The sequence below is a fragment of the Lentzea sp. CC55 genome, from assembly GCF_021056325.1.
In the GTDB taxonomy this organism is placed as follows: Bacteria; Actinomycetota; Actinomycetes; order Mycobacteriales; family Pseudonocardiaceae; genus Lentzea; species Lentzea jiangxiensis.
Genome location: NZ_JAJCXE010000021.1, coordinates 91861 through 112257 on the forward strand (window position 1 = coordinate 91861; position 20397 = coordinate 112257).

The 20397-nt window shown below is 70.3% G+C and carries 13 protein-coding genes and 1 pseudogene; 8 read left to right on the plus strand and 6 right to left on the minus strand.

Annotated features, from left to right (window positions below):
- Positions 1-106 precede the first annotated feature (106 nt).
- Positions 107-466, plus strand: coding sequence for a VOC family protein (locus L6E10_RS15470; RefSeq protein WP_236220224.1), 360 nt, complete (start codon positions 107-109; stop codon positions 464-466).
- Here the strand turns inward: L6E10_RS15470 and L6E10_RS15475 are convergent.
- Positions 444-1274, minus strand: a complete 831-nt coding sequence (locus L6E10_RS15475) for an alpha/beta fold hydrolase (protein ID WP_236220225.1) — start codon at positions 1272-1274, stop codon at positions 444-446. The genes L6E10_RS15470 and L6E10_RS15475 overlap by 23 nt on opposite strands.
- Between L6E10_RS15475 and lysX the strand changes: the two genes are divergently transcribed.
- The 3 genes from lysX to L6E10_RS15490 are packed head-to-tail and all read left to right on the plus strand — an operon-like array spanning position 1245 to position 6216.
- The gene (gene lysX, locus L6E10_RS15480) at positions 1245-4547 is read left to right on the plus strand and encodes a bifunctional lysylphosphatidylglycerol synthetase/lysine--tRNA ligase LysX (protein ID WP_236220226.1); all 3303 of its coding nucleotides are present in this window, start codon (positions 1245-1247) and stop codon (positions 4545-4547) included. The two genes, L6E10_RS15475 and lysX, sit on opposite strands and share 30 nt — an antisense overlap.
- A 56-nt stretch (positions 4548-4603) precedes the next feature.
- Positions 4604-5683, plus strand: coding sequence for an ImmA/IrrE family metallo-endopeptidase (locus L6E10_RS15485; protein WP_236220227.1), 1080 nt, complete (start codon positions 4604-4606; stop codon positions 5681-5683).
- Positions 5680-6216 carry a hypothetical protein gene (locus L6E10_RS15490; protein WP_236220228.1) on the plus strand — a complete coding sequence of 179 codons (537 nt, stop codon included), beginning with the start codon at positions 5680-5682 and terminating at the stop codon, positions 6214-6216. The genes L6E10_RS15485 and L6E10_RS15490 overlap by 4 nt, the downstream gene beginning before the upstream one ends.
- Positions 6217-6222: 6 nt before the next feature.
- Here the strand turns inward: L6E10_RS15490 and L6E10_RS15495 are convergent, their stop codons facing one another.
- From L6E10_RS15495 to L6E10_RS15505, 3 genes are all read right to left on the minus strand, one after another.
- On the minus strand, positions 6223-6870 hold the full coding sequence (locus L6E10_RS15495; RefSeq protein ID WP_236220229.1) for a response regulator transcription factor: 648 nt from the start codon (positions 6868-6870) through the stop codon (positions 6223-6225).
- A 3-nt stretch (positions 6871-6873) separates the two neighbouring features.
- Complete coding sequence (locus L6E10_RS15500; RefSeq protein ID WP_236220230.1) at positions 6874-8064, minus strand: sensor domain-containing protein; 1191 nt, start codon at positions 8062-8064, stop codon at positions 6874-6876.
- Positions 8065-8133: 69 nt separating this feature from the next.
- Entirely contained in the window at positions 8134-9846 is a 1713-nt protein-coding gene (locus tag L6E10_RS15505; RefSeq protein WP_236220231.1) for an NAD+ synthase, read from the minus strand.
- A 29-nt stretch (positions 9847-9875) separates the two neighbouring features.
- On the opposite strand from L6E10_RS15505, the gene L6E10_RS15510 reads away from it, so the two are divergent.
- Positions 9876-11438, plus strand: a complete 1563-nt coding sequence (locus tag L6E10_RS15510; protein WP_236220232.1) for an alpha/beta hydrolase — start codon at positions 9876-9878, stop codon at positions 11436-11438.
- Complete coding sequence (locus tag L6E10_RS15515; RefSeq protein ID WP_236220233.1) at positions 11438-12961, plus strand: alpha/beta hydrolase; 1524 nt, start codon at positions 11438-11440, stop codon at positions 12959-12961. Before L6E10_RS15510 ends, L6E10_RS15515 begins: the two co-directional genes overlap by 1 nt.
- Here L6E10_RS15515 and L6E10_RS15520 read toward each other — a convergent pair.
- Together L6E10_RS15520 and L6E10_RS15525 are read right to left on the minus strand one after the other, a co-directional pair.
- Positions 12916-14433 (minus strand): annotated as a pseudogene (locus L6E10_RS15520) (MFS transporter); the annotation flags it as partial. The gene L6E10_RS15515 and the pseudogene L6E10_RS15520 overlap by 46 nt on opposite strands.
- 11 nt (positions 14434-14444) lie before the next feature.
- Complete coding sequence (locus tag L6E10_RS15525; RefSeq protein ID WP_236220235.1) at positions 14445-15080, minus strand: LppX_LprAFG lipoprotein; 636 nt, start codon at positions 15078-15080, stop codon at positions 14445-14447.
- A 41-nt stretch (positions 15081-15121) separates the two neighbouring features.
- Between L6E10_RS15525 and glnA the strand changes: the two genes are divergently transcribed.
- Positions 15122-16465 (plus strand): type I glutamate--ammonia ligase, encoded by a 1344-nt coding sequence (gene glnA, locus L6E10_RS15530; RefSeq protein ID WP_236220236.1) that lies wholly within the window; start codon positions 15122-15124, stop codon positions 16463-16465.
- Positions 16466-16483: 18 nt separating this feature from the next.
- Positions 16484-20014, plus strand: coding sequence for an FkbM family methyltransferase (locus L6E10_RS40805; RefSeq protein ID WP_236220237.1), 3531 nt, complete (start codon positions 16484-16486; stop codon positions 20012-20014).
- The last annotated feature ends 383 nt before the right edge of the window (positions 20015-20397 follow it).

Below are 20397 nucleotides of genomic sequence, written 5' to 3' on the forward strand. Positions count from 1 at the left end.
CGAGGCCCGCGTCAGCGGGTCCCCGGGCGCTTGGTGCACGGTTGCCGGACTCCAGGGTGACACCGCCGACCTGAAACGGGAGGCAAGTGCGGCTACCGTCACACACGTGGCAGCGCGAATCACCGAACTCGTACTGGACTGCACCGATCCCGAACGTCTCGCCACCTTCTGGGGAGGAGTTCTGGGCTACGAGGTGCTCGACCGCGACGACGAATCCGTGGAGATCGGACCGCCGGACAGGCGCACGACCCTGCTGTTCCTGCGCAACCCCGACCGCAAGCTGCAGAAGCTCCGCCTGCACATCGACGTGAAGGCCACGGACCGCGACCAGGCCGCGGAACTGGAGCGCCTCCTCGCGCTCGGCGCCACGCACGTCGACATCGGTCAGGGCGACGTGAGCTGGTACACCCTCGCCGACCCGGAGGGCAACGAGTTCTGCCTGCTCAGTGGTCGGGCAGACCCCTGAGCACCTCCCGCACGGCCATGACCACGGCGTCCGGCCGGTCCATCTGAATCATGTGCCGACTGCCGGGCACCGGCACGTTGCGTCCCCACGGCACGAGGGCGGCCAACGACCGGTGCTCCGGCCAGACCTTCCGCCCGGCCGTGAGCACCAGGAACGGCACGCGCGGGAACGGCCGGCGTGTCCGCAGCCGTTCGAGCGTCGCCACCTGGCCGGGGTAGGACGCGAGCTCCCACAGCACCGCCCGGCCGACCCCAGGCCGCCGGTAGACCAGTTCGACCAGGTCGGCGGGCGCCGGATCGGTCACCCCGAGCGTGGACGCCGCGGTCAGCAGGTTGCGGAACGAGTGCCCGTACCGCCGGGTCAGCCGGGCGCCGAGCCAGCGGCTGCCGATCGCCCGCACACCCTGCGCGAGCACCGCCGACACGTCGAACGGGGCTCCCGCGCCCGGCGTCTCCGCGTCCGGGTCGAGCAGCACGACCCCGTCGACCCGGTGCGGCCGCAGCCGGGCGTAGGCCTCGACGTGCATCGACGCCATCGAGTGCCCGACCAGGACCGCCTTCGGCACCCCGCGCAGCACCGCGTCGAGCACGGCGACCTCGCGCGCCAGCGACGGCCCGCGCCGCGCCGGACCGCTCAGCCCGAGGCCCGGCCGGTCGAACACGACCACCCTGGCGAGCGGTCGCAGCAGCCGCACGGTCCGGTCCCAGTCGAACCAGGCCCCGCCCAGGCCGGAGCTCAGGACCACGACGGGCCGGTCAACACGCCCGGACGCGGTGACATGCACCCGGCCCGCCGAAGAGGGGATCATGACCGACACTGGCGGACCTCGGGAGTGGATGTGGCACCGGCGTGGAAGTGGAAGACCGCGGGCGCGATCGCGACGATCGTGTACCTCGCCGGAGTGCTGTCGCTGCTCAGGGTCGTCCTCCCGGAAGAAAGCCGGTTCACCGACGTCGCGGACGGCATCGGGTACCTCTTCGGCCTGCCCATCGACGGCAACCTCTTCATCGCCCTGGTGTTCTTCGTCCTCGGCGCCGCCCTGCGCAGGCGCAAGCGAGCGGCGCTGTGGGCGCTGCTGCTGTTCCAGGTGACGGGCCTGCTGCTGGTCGGGTTCATCATGGTCATCCTGGCCCTGGCGCCTGAAGAAGTCCTGGAGGCGGGTGAGGAACCGCACTGGGTCTTCCTCGGTACCGGGATGACGACGTCGCTGCTGTTCGCCGCGCTGCTGTTCGTGGTGCGCGAGGCGTTCCCCGCCCGGCTGGCCCGCGGCGCGTGGCGGCAGGCGCTGGCGGCGTTCGTGCTGGGCATGGTCGCGCTGGTGCTGCTGGGCTGGGCCCTCACCGAGGTCTTCCCCGGCAGGCTCCTCGCGCAGACCGACAAGCTCGCGTGGGCGGCGAACCAGGCGACGGGTGAGGTCGTCCGCCTGGGCCGGCTCGACATCCCCGAGGGCCCGCAGTGGCTGAGCGTGGTGCTGGGCCTCGGCGGCACGCTGGTCGCGATCGGCGCGCTGTACGTGTTCCTCCGGGGTGTCCGCACCCAGAGCATGATCACGCCGGACCAGGAACTCGACGTGCGCCGGCTGCTCGCGGCCGACGGCGAGCCCGACTCGCTGGGCTACTTCGCGACCAGGCGCGACAAGAGCGTCGTGTTCGCTGCGTCCGGCCGGGCGGCGCTGACGTACCGGGTGATCGGCGGCGTTACGCTGGCCTCGGCCGACCCGGTCGGCGACGAGGAGGCGTGGCCCGAGGCCGTGCTGGCGTGGCTGTCCGAGGCGCGCACGTACGGCTGGATGCCCGGCGTGCTGGGGGCTTCCGAGCGAGGGGCGCGGGTCTACTCCCAAGCCGGGCTGAAGGCGCTGGAGATCGGGGACGAGGCGGTCCTCGACGTCCGCGAGTTCAACCTCGCCGGTCCGGAACGGCGCGGGCTGCGCCAGGCGGTCTCCCGCGTCGAACGGGCCGGGTACACCACGCGCGTGCGGCGCCACAGCGAGATCGCGCCGGACGAGATGGCGTCCATCCTGGACCTCGCGGAGGCGTGGCGCGGCGCCGAGACCGAACGCGGCTTCTCGATGGCGCTGGGACGGCTGGGAGATCCGAGCGACGGCCGGTGCGTGATGGTCGAGGCCTACGACGCCTCGGGCGCGCTGCGCGGGCTGCTGTCGTTCGTGCCGTGGGGCCGCCGGGGCGTCTCGCTCGACCTGATGCGGCGCGACCGGGCGGCGGAGAACGGCCTGAACGAGTACATGGTCGCCCAGCTCGCGGCGGCCGCCGGGCACCTCGGCGTGCACCGGATCTCGCTGAACTTCGCCATGTTCCGCGCGGTGTTCGAGGAGGGCGAGAAGATCGGCGCCGGCCCGGTGCTGCGGGCGTGGCGGAGGGTGCTGTCGCTCGCGTCGCGGTTCTTCCAGCTGGAGTCGCTGTACCGGTCGAACGCCAAGTACCTGCCGGAGTGGGAGCCGCGGTTCCTCTGCTACGCCCGGTCGCGGTCGTTGCCGCGGGTCAGCATCGCCGCCGGCGTGGCCGAGGGCTTCGTGCCGTCGCTGCGGTCGTTGCGCAGGAGGGCGTTGCAGAAGACGGACGTCAGCGACGAGTTCGCGGCCAAGGTCGCCGAGATCGACGCGATCCGGGTCGAGCCGAAGGCCGTCCGCCGCCCCGAGCAGGTCCGGGTGCGGATCGCGAAGGTCGACCGGCTGGTGGCGGCGGGCGTCGACCCGTACCCGGTGGGCTTCGAACGCTCCGACCTCCTCGCGGGAGCACGGGAGCGCTTCGGCGAGGAGGTCTCGGTCACCGGCCGCGTGATGGCGCTGCGGGAGATGGGCAAGCTCTGCTTCGCGCGGTTGCGGGACTTCAGCGGCGAGATCCAGCTGATGCTGTCGGTCGACTCGCTGGGCGACGCGCTGGCGTCGTGGAAGTCCGACGTCGACCTCGGCGACCACGTCGGCGTCACCGGGAAGGTGGTCAAGTCCGACCACGGCGAGATCTCCGTGCTGGCGTCGTCGTGGACGATGACCGCGAAGTGCCTGCACCCGTTGCCGGACAAGCGCAAGGGCTTCACCGACCCGGAGGCGCGCGTCCGCCAGCGCTACCTCGACCTGGTCGTGAACCCCGACTCCGCCCACCTGCTGAAGCTGCGCAGCGACGTGATCCGCGCCGTGCGCGAGTTCCTGCACTCGCACTCGTACCTCGAAGTCGAGACGCCGATGCTGCAGGCGGTGCACGGCGGTGCGAACGCCCGGCCGTTCGTCACGCACATCAACGCCTACGACATGCGGATGTACCTGCGGATCGCGCCGGAGCTGTACCTGAAACGGCTCTGCGTCGCGGGCGTGGACCGGGTGTTCGAGCTGAACCGCAACTTCCGCAACGAGGGCGCGGACGCCACGCACAACCCCGAGTTCACGATGCTGGAGGCCTACCAGTCCTATGCGGACTACCGGGTCATGCTGGACCTCGTGCGCGAGCTGATCCAGCACGCGGCGAGGGAAGCGTTCGGCGAAGAGGTCGCCCATCGCCCGGAGGGCGCGTTCGACCTCTCGGGGGAGTGGCCGGTGGTTCCGGTCTACACGGCGGTCTCCACGGCTCTGGACGCCTCCGTCACACCGGACACGTCCGTCCCGGAGCTGCGCTCACTGCTGTCGTCCCGCGGCGTGGAGGTCAACGAGGACTGGGACCACGGGCAGCTCGTGCAGGAGGCGTACGACTCGTTCGTCGAGGCCACCACCGTCGGCCCGACCTTCTACGTCGACTTCCCGACCTCGGTGTCCCCGCTGACCCGGCAGCACCGCGCCGACCCGCGCCTGGCCGAGCGCTGGGACCTCGTGGCGTTCGGGGCGGAGATCGGCACGGCCTACTCGGAGTTGACCGACCCGCTGGAGCAGCGGCGCCGGCTGGAGGCGCAGTCGCTCAAGGCCGCGTCCGGTGACGTCGAGGCGATGGAGCTGGACGAGGACTTCCTGCGGGCGCTGGAGCACGGCATGCCGCCGACGGGCGGGCTCGGCCTGGGTGTCGACCGGTTGCTGATGATGCTGACCGGCACGTCGATCCGGCAGACGGTGCTCTTCCCGTTCGTCCGGCCCCGGTGACGCCTGATCCGGTGATCAGGTGTGCCGCGGCTGCCGAACCGTGCGAAAATCGCACCATGGCGGAAGCGCGGGAGTGGAGCGAGGTGGGCGAGCGGGTGCGCGACGCCCGAATCGGCGCCGGGCTCTCCCAAGCCGAACTCGCTGCGGCGTTGTCGCTCGACCGGACCATGGTGGCGAAGATCGAGGCCGGCACGCGCAAGGTCGACGCTCTGGAACTCACCAGGCTCGCCGGCGCACTCGACGTCCCGCTGGACTACTTCCTCCACCGCGCCCCAGCCGTGTTGTCCAGGCGTGCGGATCTGAGCGAAGACACCACCACGGATGCGGGGCGACAGGCCTACCGCCTGGAAGCGCGGCTGGAAGCCTGGGCGCGGGACGTTCAGCAGCTGCTCGGCTTCGGCTCACTCTCCGCGTCGAAGATCTACCGGTCCGGGGGTGCGGCCGACGAAGACGAGGCAAGGCTCGTTTCCTCGCGTTTCAGGACGCACTTCCAGCTGGGGCTCGACCCGATTCCCACCCTCATGGACGTCTGCGAGCAGGCAGGGCAGTTCGTGCTGGTCGCTGACCTCCCGGGTGATGGTGCGTCGATGGTGGTCGACGACGAGCTGGCGGTGGCGGTGGTCAGCCGTTCGGCAGACCCGGGCCGGCGCCGGGCGACGGCGGCACACGAACTCGGACACATGGTGCTCGGCGACGAGTACTCCAACGACATCGGCGTCAACGCGTCCAGACGCGACCGGGAGTCGGTCATCGACGCGTTCGCGGCCGAGCTCTTGCTCCCGTCGGACGTGGTGGCAGAGGTGGACGGACGCGGGAGCCTGGTCGAGCTCGCTGCTCGCTACCGCACGTCGTGGTCGTTGGCGACGCACCAGGCCGTGCACGTCGGCGTGATCGGCCCTGCCGAGGCTCAGGCGTGGCGTCAGCAGAGGCCCACGAAGGCGGAGCTCTCGAACGCGATCGGGTGGGCCCCTCAACCCGATCTGGAATCGACCAGGGTGCCCCGTCGCTACGCGACGGCGGTGATGGACGCACTGATGCGCAACAAGGTGACACCATCACGCGCGGTCGAGCTCATGCACGGCCAGCTCGTGGAGAGCGATCTGCCGGTGGTGCCAGAGGACGAAGTTGCTCCATGACGCGGATCGGACCGCTGGTCCTGGACACGATGTGTTTGTCGCACTTCGCGCTGATCGAACGGTTGGACGTCCTCGGTGAGTTCCTGAGCGGCAAGGAATGCTGGACCACGGCGATCGTCAAGGGCGAGATGGCCAACGGAGTCCAAGACCGTCCGCTGCTCCGCAACGCACTCGACCTGCCCTGGCTGCACGTCGCGGCGTTGGATGATCTGAACGAGATCCAGCTCTTCGCGAAGTGGTCGAGACTGATCGGCACCACTGACCGCGACCACGGAGAAGCGAGCGTGTTCGCGGTCAGCGAGCTGCTCGGCGGCATCGCGCTCACCGACGACCAGAAGGCGACCAAGGTCGCCCGTGCCAACGGCTTGGACGTGCACGGCACTGTCTGGTTGCTGGCCCAGTTGTGCCGTGAAGGCAAGATCGCGGAGTCCGGTGCGGGAAACCTGATCGACATGCTGCGCGACAGCGGCATGCGGTTGCCCTGCACCGGAGCGCAGTTCACCTCGTTCGCGACCAAGCACGGCTTGCTGTGAAGTTCCTCAGCGTTCGAGGTACGCGAGCACGGCCTGCACCCGGCGGTCCCCCGAGCCGTCCTCGCTGTTGAGGCCGAGCTTCAGGAAGACGTTGCCGATGTGCTTGTGCACGGCTCCCGCGCTGAGGACGAGCTTCTCGCCGATGGCGGTGTTCGACAGACCTTCCGCCATCAGCCCGAGGACCTCGCGCTCACGCGGTGACAGCACGCTGAGCGCGTCGTCGGCCTTGCGCCGCACCAGTAGCTGCGACACGACCTCGGGGTCGAGCGCCGTGCCGCCGTTCGCGACGCGGTGCAGCGACTCGAGGAAGTCCGCGACCTTGCCGACGCGTTCCTTGAGCAGGTAGCCGACGCCGCCGTTGGTGCCGGCGAGCAGTTCGTGCGCATAGCTCTGCTCGACCCACGCGCTGAGGACCAGCACGGCCAGCTTCGGATGCCTGCGGCGTGCCTCCACGGCGGCCCGCAGGCCCTCGTCGGTGAACGTCGGCGGCATCCGCACGTCGACCACGGCGATGTCCGGCTCGTGCTCGGCCACGGCGTCGAGGAAGTCGTCCGGGTTGTCCGTCGCCGCAGCGACTTCGATGCCTTCGTTGCGCAACAACAACGTCAGCCCTTCACGGAGCAGAGCGTCGTCTTCGGCGATCACGATGCGCATAGGTCACTTCCCCACAGGTAGCACGACGGTGAGAACGGTAGGGCCACCCTCGGGACTGCTCACTTCCGCGGTGCCGTCCAGCGCCGCGACCCGTCCCCGGATGCCCTCCAGGCCGGTGCCCTGCTTCTCGTCCGCACCGCCCTTGCCGTCGTCGTGGACCACGACGACCAGCTTGTCGTCGTTCACGCCGAGGCTGACCCACGCGTGCCGGGCGCCGCTGTGCTTGGCCACGTTCGTGAGCGCCTCGGCCACCGCGAAGTACGCGGCGGCCTCCACCGCCGCGGGCAGCCGTCCGAGGTGTTCGGCCGTGAGCACGCACGGCACCGGGCACCGGGCGGCGAGGGCCTGGATCGCCCCGTCGAGCCCCAGGTCCTCCAGCACGGGCGGGTGGATGCTGCGCACGACGTTGCGCAGCTCCTCCAGCGCGTCCCCGGCCGCGTCCTGCGCCCGCAGCAGAGCCTGCAACGCGTTGTCGGGGTTCTGCTCGAGCGTGCGTTCCGCGATGCCGAGCATCATCACGACGCCGACCAGCTTGTTCTGCGTCCCGTCGTGCAGGTTGCGCTCGATCCGCCTCAACTCGGCCCCGTGCGCCTGCAACGCGGCGGCCCGCGTGGCGACGACCTCGGCCAGCCGCTTCTCCAGCGAGGCCTTCGGCGGCGACAGCAGCTTGCGCGCCCACACCGCGTCCAGGTCCGCCAGCCGCGGCAGCTGGGTGACGATCAGCGCGAGCACGACCGCGATCGGCACGCTCAGGAACGCCTTCGGCCACGAGTCGACGCGGAGGCCGAAGGAGTTCTCGACACCACCCGGGATGAACCACCAGGTCAGGAATGCGAACGGCTGCTGGAGGAGCGCCCCGGAGACACCGATCGCGACCGCCCCGAACACCGTGCCGAACACCGCGTGCGCGATCAGCCAGATCCCGTCCCGCCGGCCGTCCGGATCGGCCAGCACCCGCTGGGCCCTGAGCAGCCACGGCCCGTCGAGCGGCGGCGGCGACGGCAGCCGCTCCCCGGTGTAGCGGGCGAGCCGCAACCGGTCGAAGTCCACGATCCGGCGCAGGTGCGGCGCGGTGACGGGCAGCAACGGCAGGACGACCACGGACAGCAGGAAGACGCCGACCGAAAGCCACGACACGATGGCCGTCAGCAGCCCCGTCGCCAGGTAGACGAACGCGGCCCAGATCCGTTTCATGCCGAAAACGTAGCCGGACGCGCCGCTGCCGCGCGGTGGAGCAGGCTCCACTCCTGCCGTGGTGCGGGCTCAGCCCTCGCGCCACCCGCTCGTGATCGGCAGCCGCCGGTCCCGCCCGAAAGCCTTGTTCGAGATCTTCGTGCCCGGCGGGTACTGGCGCCGCTTGTACTCGGCCCTGTCCACCATCCGCAGCACCCGGTCCACGAGCTCCGGCGCGAACCCGGCGGCCAGCAGGTCGTCGTAGCCCCTGTCGCCCTCGACGTAGTCGTCGAGCAGGTCGTCGAGCAGCTCGTAGTCCGGCAGCGAGTCGGTGTCGACCTGGCCGGGGCGCAGCTCGGCCGACGGTGGCTTGGAGATCGAGTTCTCCGGGATCGGCGGGGTCTCGCCGCGCTTCTCCGCCTCGGCGTTGCGCCACCGGGCGAGGTCCCAGACCAGGGTCTTCAGCACGTCCTTGATCGGCGCGTAGCCACCGACGGCGTCGCCGTAGATGGTCGAGTAGCCGACCGCGAGCTCGGACTTGTTGCCGGTCGCGAGGACGAGGTGGCCGTGCTGGTTGGACAACGCCATCAGCAGCATGCCGCGGCACCGGGCCTGGATGTTCTCCTCGGCCAGGCCGGTCAGCTTCAGCTGGTCCACGTACACCGACACCATCTCGCCGATCGGCTCGGTGGTGAAGTGCAGGCCGGTGCGGGCGGCCATGTCCGAGGCGTCCGAGCGCGAGTGCTCCGAGGAGTAGGACGACGGCATCGAGACGCCGTAGACCGCGTCGGCACCGAGAGCATCCACGGCCAGAGCAGCGACAACGGCCGAGTCGATGCCACCGGACAGACCGAGCACAACGGACCGGAAGCCGTTCTTGTGCACGTAGTCGCGCAGACCCGTCACGAGGGCGTGCCACACCTCCGCCTCGTCGGACAGCGGCTCGAACACGCGCGGCGCGGGCAGCGGCTCGTAGGCGGGACCGGCGTCGGAGAGGGCGACACGGCGCACCTCGAAGCCCCTGACCGGGCCCTCGGCGTACTCGAGGCCGCCGGGCACGTCGAAGTCGGCGAACATCAGGTGCTCGACGAACTGCGGCGCCCGTCCGATCAGCTGGCCCTCGGCCGACACGACGAGCGAGTCGCCGTCGAACACCAGCTCGTCCTGGCCGCCGACGAGGTTGCAGTAGGCGAGGGGCGCGCGGGCCTCGGCCGCACGGCGCGCGACCAGGGGCAGCCGCTGGTCGTCCTTCTTGCGCTCGTAGGGCGAGGCGTTGGGCGAGACCACCACGTCGACGCCGGCCTCGCCGAGCGCCGTGATCGGGCCGCCGTCCTGCCAGAGGTCCTCGCAGATGACCAGGCCGACCTCGACGCCGTTGACCCGCACGACGTCGAGCGACGAGCCGGGCTCGAAGTACCGCCGCTCGTCGAACACGCCGTAGTTGGGCAGGTGGTGCTTGAACTGCCGCGCCACGACGCTCCCGCCGTGCAGCACGGCGGCGGCGTTGCGCGGGCCCTCCGAGTCGCGGTCCAGGTACCCGACGACGGCGGCGACTTCGCCGAGGCCCGCCGCGTCGAGCGAGCCGGCCAGCGCCTCCAAGGCCTCCGACGACGCCCGTGCGAACGACGTGCGGATCGCGAGGTCCTCGACCGGGTAGCCGGTCAGCACCATCTCGGGGAACACCACGAGGTGGGCGCCGCCCTCCCGGGCCTTGCGCGTCCACTCCACGACCAGCGAAGCGTTGCCCGCAAGATCGCCAACAGTGGCGTTGACCTGGGCGAGCGCGATCCGAAGCTGCGGCATGCCCTCATCATCTCCCATACCATCGGGTCGTGGTCCGTCTCTTGAGCGTGTTGCTCGTCATTCCGCTGCTCGCGTCCTGCACGACGATCGTCGAGGGGACGTCCAAGCCCGGCGTGACCTTCGAGAAGCCGGGCCCGGCCGGCGTCGTTCCCGCCGGTCTGGAGGAGTTCTACGGCCAGAAGCTCGGCTGGGAGAACTGCGAGCCGTACGCCACGACCGGGTCCAGCAGGGACGCATACGGCAAGAAGCGCGATGTCGAATGCACCCGTCTGAGGGTTCCCCTCGACTACTCGAAGCCAACCGGCGACACGATCACGATTGGCGTGCTCAGGTACAAGGCCACCGGCCAGAAGATCGGCTCGCTGCTGACCAACCCCGGTGGCCCCGGCGCGTCCGGCATGGCGTCGGCCGCCGGCATGGTCTCCGCCTACCGCAAGACCGACCTCGCGGCCAGGTTCGACCTCGTCGGGTTCGACCCGCGGGGCGTCGGGGCGAGCGAACCGGCGGTCCGGTGCCTCACCGGACCGGAGCGCGACGCCGAGCGCCTGGACCTCGACATCGACACCAGCCCGGCCGGAATCGCCCAAACGGAGCAGGAGAACAGGGCGTATGCCGAGAAGTGTGCCGCCGGGACAAAATTCGGGGCGGCAATGCTCGCCAACTTGGGCACGCGGGACGTAGTTAAGGACATGGATGTCCTCCGCTCTGCGCTCGGCGACGCGAAGCTGAGCTACGTCGGGTACTCGTACGGCACGCGCATAGGCACCGAGTACGCCGAAACCTTCCCCCAGAACGTGCGCGCGCTCATCCTCGACGGTGCCGTCGACCCGACCCAGGACCAGCTCGCGTCGCTGGTCGCCCAGGCCGCCGGCTTCCAGAAGGCCTTCGACGAGTTCGTGAAGTGGTGCCGCCAAAAGGGGGAGTGCCCCCTCGGCGACGACGCCAACGCGAGCTTCCGGCAGCTCACGACCCCGTTGATCCAGAAGCCGGTCGACGTCGGCAGCCGCAAGCTGTCCTACAACGACGCGATCACCGCCGCGATCCAGGCGATGTACTCGGAACAGCTGTGGCCGCTGCTGGTCAACGGCCTCGACGAGCTCAAGAACGGCAAGGGCACCACGCTGCTGCGCCTGGCCGACGCGTACTTCGACCGCGACGAGCAGGGCGAGTACTCGACCATCACGGACGCCTTCAACGCCGTGCACTGCGTCGACGACCCGCGGCTCACGGACAAGAACGCCCTGCTCGAGACGCAGAAGCAGTACAAGGCGGCGGCGCCGTTCCTCGACGACGGCAACCCGCCCGGCGCGGCGCTCGACGCGTGCGCGTTCTGGCCGGCCCCGGTGTCGGCCACGCCCGCGCCGCCGAAGGCCGACGGCATCCCGCCGCTGCTGGTCATCTCGACGACCGGTGACCCCGCGACGCCGTACGAGGCGGGCGTGAACCTGGCCAAGGCGCTCAACTCGCGGCTGCTCACGTTCGAAGGCGTGCAGCACACGGTCTTCCTGCAGGGCGACCCGTGCGTGGACGCGGCCGGCGTGAAGTACCTGGTCGACCAGACGTTGCCCGCCGACGGAACCCGGTGCGCCTAATGACGAAGAGGCGATCCCGAGTCACCGCGGCCCTGTTCGCCTTGATCGTCGTACTCGGCACGTCCACGTCCTACGCGCGCATCGACGGCTCGCCCGTCGCCGGTCGCAAGGGCATTGAGCGCTTCTACTCGCAGGTGTTGTCGTGGGGCGCGTGCCAGCCCTACGCGACCGATGCGAAGAGCAAGGGGTTGTTCGAGCGCGAGGGCATCCAGTGCTCGCGGTTGCAGGTCCCGCTCGACTACGCGAAACCGGACGCCGGGACGATCACGGTCGGGCTGCTGCGCCGTCCTGCGACCGAAAAGGACCGCAGGGTCGGTTCTCTCGTGCTGAACCCCGGCGGTCCCGGCGGGTCGGGCATGGCGCACGTCGCGAACATGCAGCCGGGCAACCCGGTCGGCAAGCGGTTCGACGTGGTGGGCTTCGACCCGCGCGGCGTCGGGGCGAGCCAGCCCCGCGTGCAGTGCCTGACCGACGCCGAACGCGACGCGCAACGGTTGCGGCCCAAGGGCGAGAGCGCGAACCAGACCGAGCAGGAGAACAAGTTCTTCGTCGACCGCTGCGCCGAACGCAGCGGCCTCGACCTCCTGCGCAACGTCGGCACCCGTGACGTCGTGCGCGACGTCGACGTGCTGCGTGCCGCGCTGGGGGAGAAGAAGCTGAGCTACCTCGGCTACTCCTACGGCACGCGCATCGGCACGCTGTACGCCGAGATGTTCCCCCGCAACGTGCGCGCGATGGTGCTCGACGGCGCGGTGGAGGTCAACGGCGACAAGGTGGCCGCGTCGGCACGTCAGGCGCAGGGCTTCGAGGAGTCCTTCCAGCGGTTCGCGGGCTGGTGCGCCCAGCGCGACTGTCCCCTCGGGAGGGACACGACCACGGCGGAGTCCAGGTTCCGGCAGCTGATCGAGCCGCTCAAGAAGACCCCGCTGCAGGTCGGCGACCGCAAGCTGTCCCACTCGGACGCCAACACCGCGATCATCCAGGCGATGTACACCGACCGGCTGTGGGAGACGGCGCTCAAGGGCCTGCAGGAACTGCGGCAGAACAGGGGCACCACCCTGCTCCAGCTCGCCGACCAGTACCTCGGCCGCGCCCAGGACGGCACCTACAGCCGCATCCAGGACGCGTTCGTGGCCATCCGCTGCGTCGACGAACCGCCGATCAAGGACCGCGCCACCCTGGAGACCAACCGCCGGAGGCTGCTGGAGCTCCTGGGCAACGACACGGTCCCGACCGACGAGACCGCGCTCGGCCCGTGCGCGTTCTGGCCGGCCCCGCACACGTCGGAACCGCACCCGCCGACCGTGACAGGGCTGCCGCAGGTGCTGGTGATCTCGACGACCGGTGACCCGGCGACGCCCTACCAGTCCGGTGTGGACCTCGCCCAGGCCCTCGGCGCGCGGCTGCTGACGTACAACGGCAACCAGCACACGGCGTTCCTCGCGGGTGTCGGCTGCGTGGACGGCGTGGGCACGAACTACCTGGTCGACCTGCGGCTGCCGGAAACGGACGCGGTCTGCTGACGCCTCCCCGGCAGCAGGACCGACCCCAGCGCGCCGGCGGCGCAGATCACCGCCGTGATCAGGAAGATCTCGTGGTACTCGGTGAGCAGCGCCTCGGTGAGCCCGCGCTGGTACTCGGCCATCCGCCGCTGGAACTCGGCGGGTTCGACGCCGAACGGCAGCGGTGTGTTCAGGTCTGCCGTGAGCTCGCGGAACCGGTGGAGTCCCCACGCTGACAACGCCGCCACTCCGACGAGCATGCCCGTCATGCGCGCGACGACGACGAACGCCGACGCGACGCCGTGCCTGACGGGCGGCACGACCCGGAGCACGGCACCGGACAACGGCGCGATGACCAGGCCCAGCCCGAAGCCGGCGACGGCCAGGTCACGCGTGAGCACGACCCCGCTGACATCGGCGGGCCACTGCGCGATGAACACGTACGACACCGATGCGATGGCCAGGCCGCCGAACGACACCCAGCGGTCGCCCAGCCGGGACGCGAGGAACCCGCCCAGCACGGCGCCGATCGGCAACGCGACCAGGAACCGGGTGAGCAGGGTCGCCGCGGCCGCCGAGTCGCGGCGCAACACCGTCTGCGCGAACAACTCCACGTCGACGAGCGTCACCATCAACGCCGCCCCGGCCGCGAGAGAGACACCGAGCACGGCCCAGAACGGCCGCCACTGCACGCCCTCGGGATCGATGAGCCGCACAGCAGCACGGCGTTCCCACAAGAAGAAGGCACCGAGCACCACGAAGGCCGCTGCCAACGCGGGCCAGCCCCACGACGGCAGCATCGACTCGGCCGGCGTCGGGTTGTAGAGCGCCACGACCAGCAACGACAACGCGAGAGCGAGCAACACCCCGCCCACGACGTCGATACGTACCTCACGCCGTGTGTTCGGCACGGTGCGTTGCACGATCACCATCGCGATGACCGCCAACGGGACGTTCACCCAGAACACCCAGCGCCAGCTCTGCGGCTCCCACGCCTCGAACAACGGCAACGCGTTGAACAACGACGCCACCGCGATGCCGTAGAGGGTGCCGAGGACGGACCCCAGCTCCTGAGCGGCGCCGACGGTCCCGAGCGCGGTCGACCGCCGGTGCTCCTCCCACAGGTCCGCCACCAGCGCCATCGTCACCGGCAGCAGCGCGCCACCCGCGAGCCCCTGCACCACCCGCCCGGCGACGAGCAGCGGCACGTCGGCGGCCAGTGCCGTGACGACCGAGCCCACCAGGAACCCGAGCAGCGACACCTGCAGCACGAACCGCCGCCCCAGCCGGTCCGACAGCTGCCCCAGCAGCGGCATGCCCGCCACGTACCCGAGCAGGTACCCGGTGACGATCGGCGTGGCCTGCTGAAGCTCGTTCACCGCGATGCCGAGGTCGCGCACCATGTCCGTGAGGACACCGACGACGACGTACGCGTCGAGCGCACCCAGCAGCACGGCCGCGCCGGACGCGGCGAGAGCGACCCGTCTCATCTCCCGGGCACCCTCTACGCGGGTGCCGTCACGGTGACGGGCTCGTCGAAGTCCGTCAGCCCGATGTCGACCTTCTGGCCACCCGGCAGCTCGAACAGCGCGTTCTTGAGCTTGTTGTCCTTGCCGACCGAGAAGGTCGACTTCACGTCCGCGGAGATGCCCGGCACCAGCCCGGCCGCGACGTCCTTCGGCACGGTCGCCTCGACCACCGACACGTCACCGGACGACTTGGTCTTCGCGTCCTTCGCCGAGGAGAGGACCTTCGCCACGCCCTTGCCGGGATCCAGGATCGCGGACGGGTCGTACACCTGCCCCGCGAACGCCGCCGGCAGCTTGCTGTACCCGCCGGTCGGGCCCTTGAAGTGCAGGTTCCCGCCGGTCAGCACGTACTCGACGGCCAGCAGCTGCCCGCCGAACGTCACCTTCGCGGTGCCCTTGGACTCCCCGGCGGAGGTGAGGTCGCCGTCGGCCTCCTTCACCGGCACGTCCGGCAGCTCGCCGTCGACCTTGATCGTGAAGTGGACGCTCTTCACCGAGCTCATGGACTCGGAGGACTTCGAGAGCAAGGTCGCACCATCGGGGAGATCTCCCCCTGACGTGCAGCTCGTGAGCAGGGCGAGTGCGCAAACCGACAACCAACGGGCGGACATGCGTTGATCGTAGAGAGTCGGTAGCCCTTAAGCTGCGCCCTATGGACCGCCAGCAGGAGTTCGTGCTCCGCACGCTAGAGGAACGCGACATCCGGTTCGTCCGGCTCTGGTTCACCGACGTCCTGGGCTTCCTGAAGTCCGTGGCGGTCGCGCCGGCCGAGCTCGAGGGCGCCTTCAGCGAGGGCATCGGGTTCGACGGCTCGGCGATCGAGGGCTTCGCCCGCGTCTACGAGTCGGACATGGTCGCGAAGCCGGACCCCGCGACGTTCCAGGTGCTGCCGTGGCAGACGCCGGAGGGCACGAACTACTCCGCGCGCATGTTCTGCGACATCACCATGCCGGACGGCTCCCCGTCGTGGGCCGACCCGCGCCACGTGCTGCGCCGCACGCTGTCGAAGGCCAGCGAGGCCGGGTTCACCTGCTACGTCCACCCCGAGATCGAGTTCTTCCTGCTCAAGGGCCTGCCCGGCGACGGCAGCGAGCCCGAGCCCGCGGACAACGGCGGGTTCTTCGACCAGACCTCGCACGAGACCGCCACGCACTTCCGCCGCCACGCCATCGAGGCGCTGGAGGCCATGGGCATCTCCGTCGAGTTCAGCCACCACGAGGGCGCGCCCGGCCAGCAGGAGATCGACCTGCGCTACGCCGACGCGCTGACCATGGCGGACAACGTCATGACGTTCCGCTACGTGGTGAAGGAGGTCGCGATCACGCAGGGCGTGCGCGCCTCGTTCATGCCCAAGCCGTTCTCGGACCAGCCGGGCTCGGGCATGCACACGCACTTCTCGCTGTTCGAGGGCGACCGCAACGCCTTCTACGACGAGGAGGACCCGTACCAGCTCTCCGACATCGGCAAGCAGTTCGTCGCGGGCATCCTCAAGCACGCGCGCGAGATCTCCGGCGTCACGAACCAGTGGGTCAACTCGTACAAGAGGCTGATCGTCGGCGGTGAAGCCCCCACGGCCGTGTGCTGGGGTCACGCGAACCGCTCCGCGTTGGTCCGTGTGCCGATGTACTCACCGGGCAAGTCGTCGTCGCGGCGCGTCGAGGTCCGTTCGCTGGACTCCGCGTGCAACCCGTACCTGGCGTACTCGGTGGTGCTGGCCGCCGGCCTGCGCGGCATCGAGAAGGGCTACGAGCTGCCGCCGCCCGCCGAGGACGACGTGTGGTCGCTGACGGATCGCGAACGGCGCGCGGCGGGGTACGCGAACCTGCCGCAGAACCTCGGCGAGGCGCTCGCCGAGATGGAGAACTCGGAGCTGCTCCCCGAGGCGCTGGGCGAGCACGTCTACGACTTCTTCCTGCGCAACAAGCGAACGGAGTGGGACGCGTACCGTCGTAGCGTCACCCCGTACGAGTTGCGCACTCTTCTTCCCATGCTGTGAGGCAGATCCGTGCTCTCCGTGACTGAGGTACCCGAGTTCCAGCCGGCGATCTGCGCCTGCACGGTCGCCACGGCGGCCGAGCTGCCCGCGGTCAAGGTCCTGTCCAGCTCGTTCCTCGCGGAGCACCCCGAGGGCCGGTTCGTCGCGCTGGTCGTCGACGCGCAGCCGGAGCACTCCGGCCCCGGGCTGATGACGCCCCTCGACATCGGTGTCACCGAGGTCGAGCTGCGGGAGCTCGCCACCTCGCTGGACGCCGCCGGGCTGAAAGCCGCGATGGTGCCGAGGCTGCTGGAGGCGTTGCTGTCGCAGGGCATGCCCGTGCTGTACCTCGACCCGTGGGTCCAGGTGTTCGGGTCGCTGACGAAGCTCGTGCTGGAGGCGTTGCGCACCGCACCGGTCGTGCTGCTGCCGCGCACCCTGCGGCCGCTGCCGTCGGACGGCCTGCAGCCAGGACCCGCCGAGCTGCACGACCTGGGCGCGTTCGACCCCGGTTTCATCGCCGTCGGCGAAGGCTCCGAGCCCTACCTGGGATCGCTGGACATGCCGGCGATCGTGCCGCATCACGTCGTGCGTGACGCACGGGTCGGCTTGTCGGTGTGGAACGTCGCCGACCGGCCGCTGCACCGCACCGAGTCCGGGACGCTCGCCGTCGTCGGCCAGGACCTGCTGACCGTGCACTTCCGCGGGTTCGACCCCCGTCGCCCGTGGCTGCTCTCCGCCGACTTCGCCGAATGCCCGCGCGTGCTGTTGTCCGAGCACCCCGAGGTCGCCGAGCTCTGCCAGGCCTACCGCGCCGAGCTGGTCCGCTGCGGCTGGTCCCCGGTGCCCGTGCCGTACCGGTTCGACTCGCTGATCGACGGCACCTCGATCCCCTCGGAGCTGCGCGCCGACTACCGGACGTCCGTGCCGACGCCACCGCCCGCGTTCGGCGAGGACGGTGGTGGGGGGTTCCTCCTCTGGGCGTGCGAGCGGACGGAGAACGGCGGCACGCGGTGGGCCGACGCGGTCTGGCGTGCCGACACGTCGCTCCAGCAGCAGTTCCCGGCGCCTTTCGGCGCGGACGCGGAAGCCTGGCGCGAGTGGTGCGCCGGAGTCGGCGTGGCCTCCGGCCGGTTGCCGGCACCCGCCGTGCCGCAGCCCCGGTCGGAGGGGCCCGCCCTGCTCGACCAGCTCGGGGTGTCCGTCGTCGGGTCGGGGCCGCTGGCCGAGCTGGTGCTCGCCGCCGCGCGGGCGTCCGGGCTGCCGGTGTCGACCTCCGCGGGGTATCCCGTGGTCGTGCGCACCTCTTCCGCCGACGAGGTGCCCGACGGGCGGTTCGTCGTCGAGGTGGCGCTGGACGCCACGGCCGCCGACGACCGCGCGGGCGTGAACGAGCTGTGGCTGTCGTCCGAGGTGTCGCGGGCCGCCGCCGAACGCATCGGCGGCCCCATCGGGCGCGTGGTACCCGTGCCGGTGCAGGACCTCGGCGTCCGTGAGCACTCTTCCGGCGATGTGGTGGTGTTCGCGGCGATCGCGGACCACTCCCTCGACCGGTCCGGCAACGTGCTCGGTGCCGTGTCGGCGTTCCTCAGCGCTTTCCCGGACCGCACGGACGTCGAGCTGCGCATCGCCGTGTCCGGCGCGTTCGAGCACCCCGAGGCGGCCGAGCGGTTGCGCCTCGCCACGGCCTCCGACCAGCGGATCTCGCTGGTCGAAGACCAGGACGTGCTGCTGAGCGCCGACGCCGTGGTGTCGTTGCACCGCGGCGGGGCGGACGACCGGATCGCGTTGCGCCTCGCCGAGCTCGCGGTGCGGGGAGTGCCGATCGTGGCGTCGGACCACGGCGCCGTCGCCGAGCTGTTCGGCAAGACGGCTGTTCTCGTGCCGTGCCACCAGGGCTCCGAACCCGATGTGCAGGCGGCCTCGCGGCTGTTGCGCTCGCTGGCCGACGACCTGCCCACGGCCGTGGCGCTGGGTGCGGCCGGACGTGAGCACGTGTTGTCCGTGCGTTCTGTTGCGCGCGTCGCCGAGGTTCTTCGCGAACGAGTCGAGCACGCCTACCGCGGATGGCGGGCGCGTCGGCCGAAGCCGAAGGACGAGGTCGACCCGATGCTCGCCCTCCAGTCGGCCAAGCACGCGTTGCTGCGCCAGCCGACCGTCGACGGACCCCATCGGACGCCGATGGCACCCGCGCTGCGCAAGGTCGTGTTGCGCGCGTTGGACCACTACGACAACCACATGCGCCAGGTGCTGCACACCCTGATCGACGGGGTCGAGCGCACGGTGTCCGAGCTGGTCAACCGGCAGGACGCGCTGAAGACCGGGGTCGGTGCCGGTGAGCTGGAGCTCCTGCGCGCGGAGGTCGAGCAGGTCGCCGCCCGGCAGGCCCACTTCGCCGACCAGCTGGTCGGCGTCGACGACGGGGTCGTGCGCGTGCGCGCGGACATGGCCGGTCAGGGTCGCCGGCAGCGCGACGTCGAGGACGCGGTCGTCGCCGAGGCGGCCAAGCGCGCCAAGTCGGACGAGGTGCTCGCCGAACGGATCGACAAGCTGACCGTGGCGCTCGACCGCACGCTGGACCGGATCGACAGCCTGGAGTCCAAGGTCGTCGAGGTGTTCCGCGAACGGGACTCGCGGCTCGACGTGGCGATCCGCGCGGCCAACCACGCGCAGCAGACCGCGGACGCGTTGCGCCGCGTGGTGGTTCGTCAGCACGAGGCCGCCGGCGACGCGCCTGGAGTGCGTTCGTCACTGGTGTTGTGCGACGCGGGCATGATGCGGCTGCCCTCCGACGACGCGTTCATGCTCCCGCTGTTGTCGTCCAACGGCGTGTGGGAGCCGGACCTCGTGGAACTGCTCGACTCCGTGCTGGAGCCGGACGGCATCTTCCTCGACGTCGGCGCGTACGTCGGCTACCACTCGATCCGCGTGTTGTCGCGGCTCGGGTTGATGGGCGCCGTTGTCGCCGTGGAGCCGGACGCGTCCGCCGCCGCTCTGCTGAGGCACAACGTCTCGGCGAACCTGCCCGCCGCCGTGGCGTCCCGGCTGACCGTGGTCGAGGGCGCGGCGTGGGAGAGCGCGGGCGAGCTCGCGGCCTCGCCGACGCTGACCGGTGGTGTGTCGGTGTCGCCGCTGGCCGGCGACGCCGGGGACGACGTCGCCCGCGTCCGTGCCGTGCGCCTGGACAAGGAGCTCGACGAGATCGCGTTGGTGCAGGGCATGAAGCTTTCCGTCGTCCGGGTCGACACGCCTGGACGTGGACATCGCGCTCTCGCGGGACTGGTCCGGCTGTTGCGCCGCGACAGGCCGCACGTGTTCCTCGAGTTCTCCGCGACCGCGACGGCCGACTTCGGTGACGATCCGGTGACGGTGCTCAAGGAGTTCGGCGTCTGGGGCTACGACCTGGTGCCGGTGGCGACCCGTCAGGCCGCCGCGCCGGACCAGATCGTGAAGGCGATGGAGGGACTTCGGTCCGTCACCCTGTGGCTGCGCCCGCGTCCCGTCGGGGCCAAGCCGGCTGCTCCGACGCCGTCCGTGCCGATCAAGCAGCCCGCTGACCAGGCGATTTGACTTCGGTCCTGCCCGTGAGTAACTTTCTCCAAGTCGCAAGCGAGACCTCGGAACGAGCGGTTGACACCGCGAAGCGGGCCGGGTAGAGTCTCACGGCGTCAAACCCCCAGAAGTAAATGATCGGCCTAACGTGCTGTCCGGGATCTGAAAATGACCCCGATTTGACACCGGGAAAGCCACTCAGATAACTTCTGAACCAAGCAAAATTGAATGCGAAGCGAGTTTGCGCCGCAGCGAAGAAGCCGAAACGGCCGATTTGACAAAGCGAAAACGAACTGGCTAAGCTTCAAACACAAGCCCCGAGAGAGAAACTCCGGAAACGGAGTGAGGATCCGGTGAGCGCGTGTTCTTTGAGAACTCAACAGCGTGCCGATAACACAGCC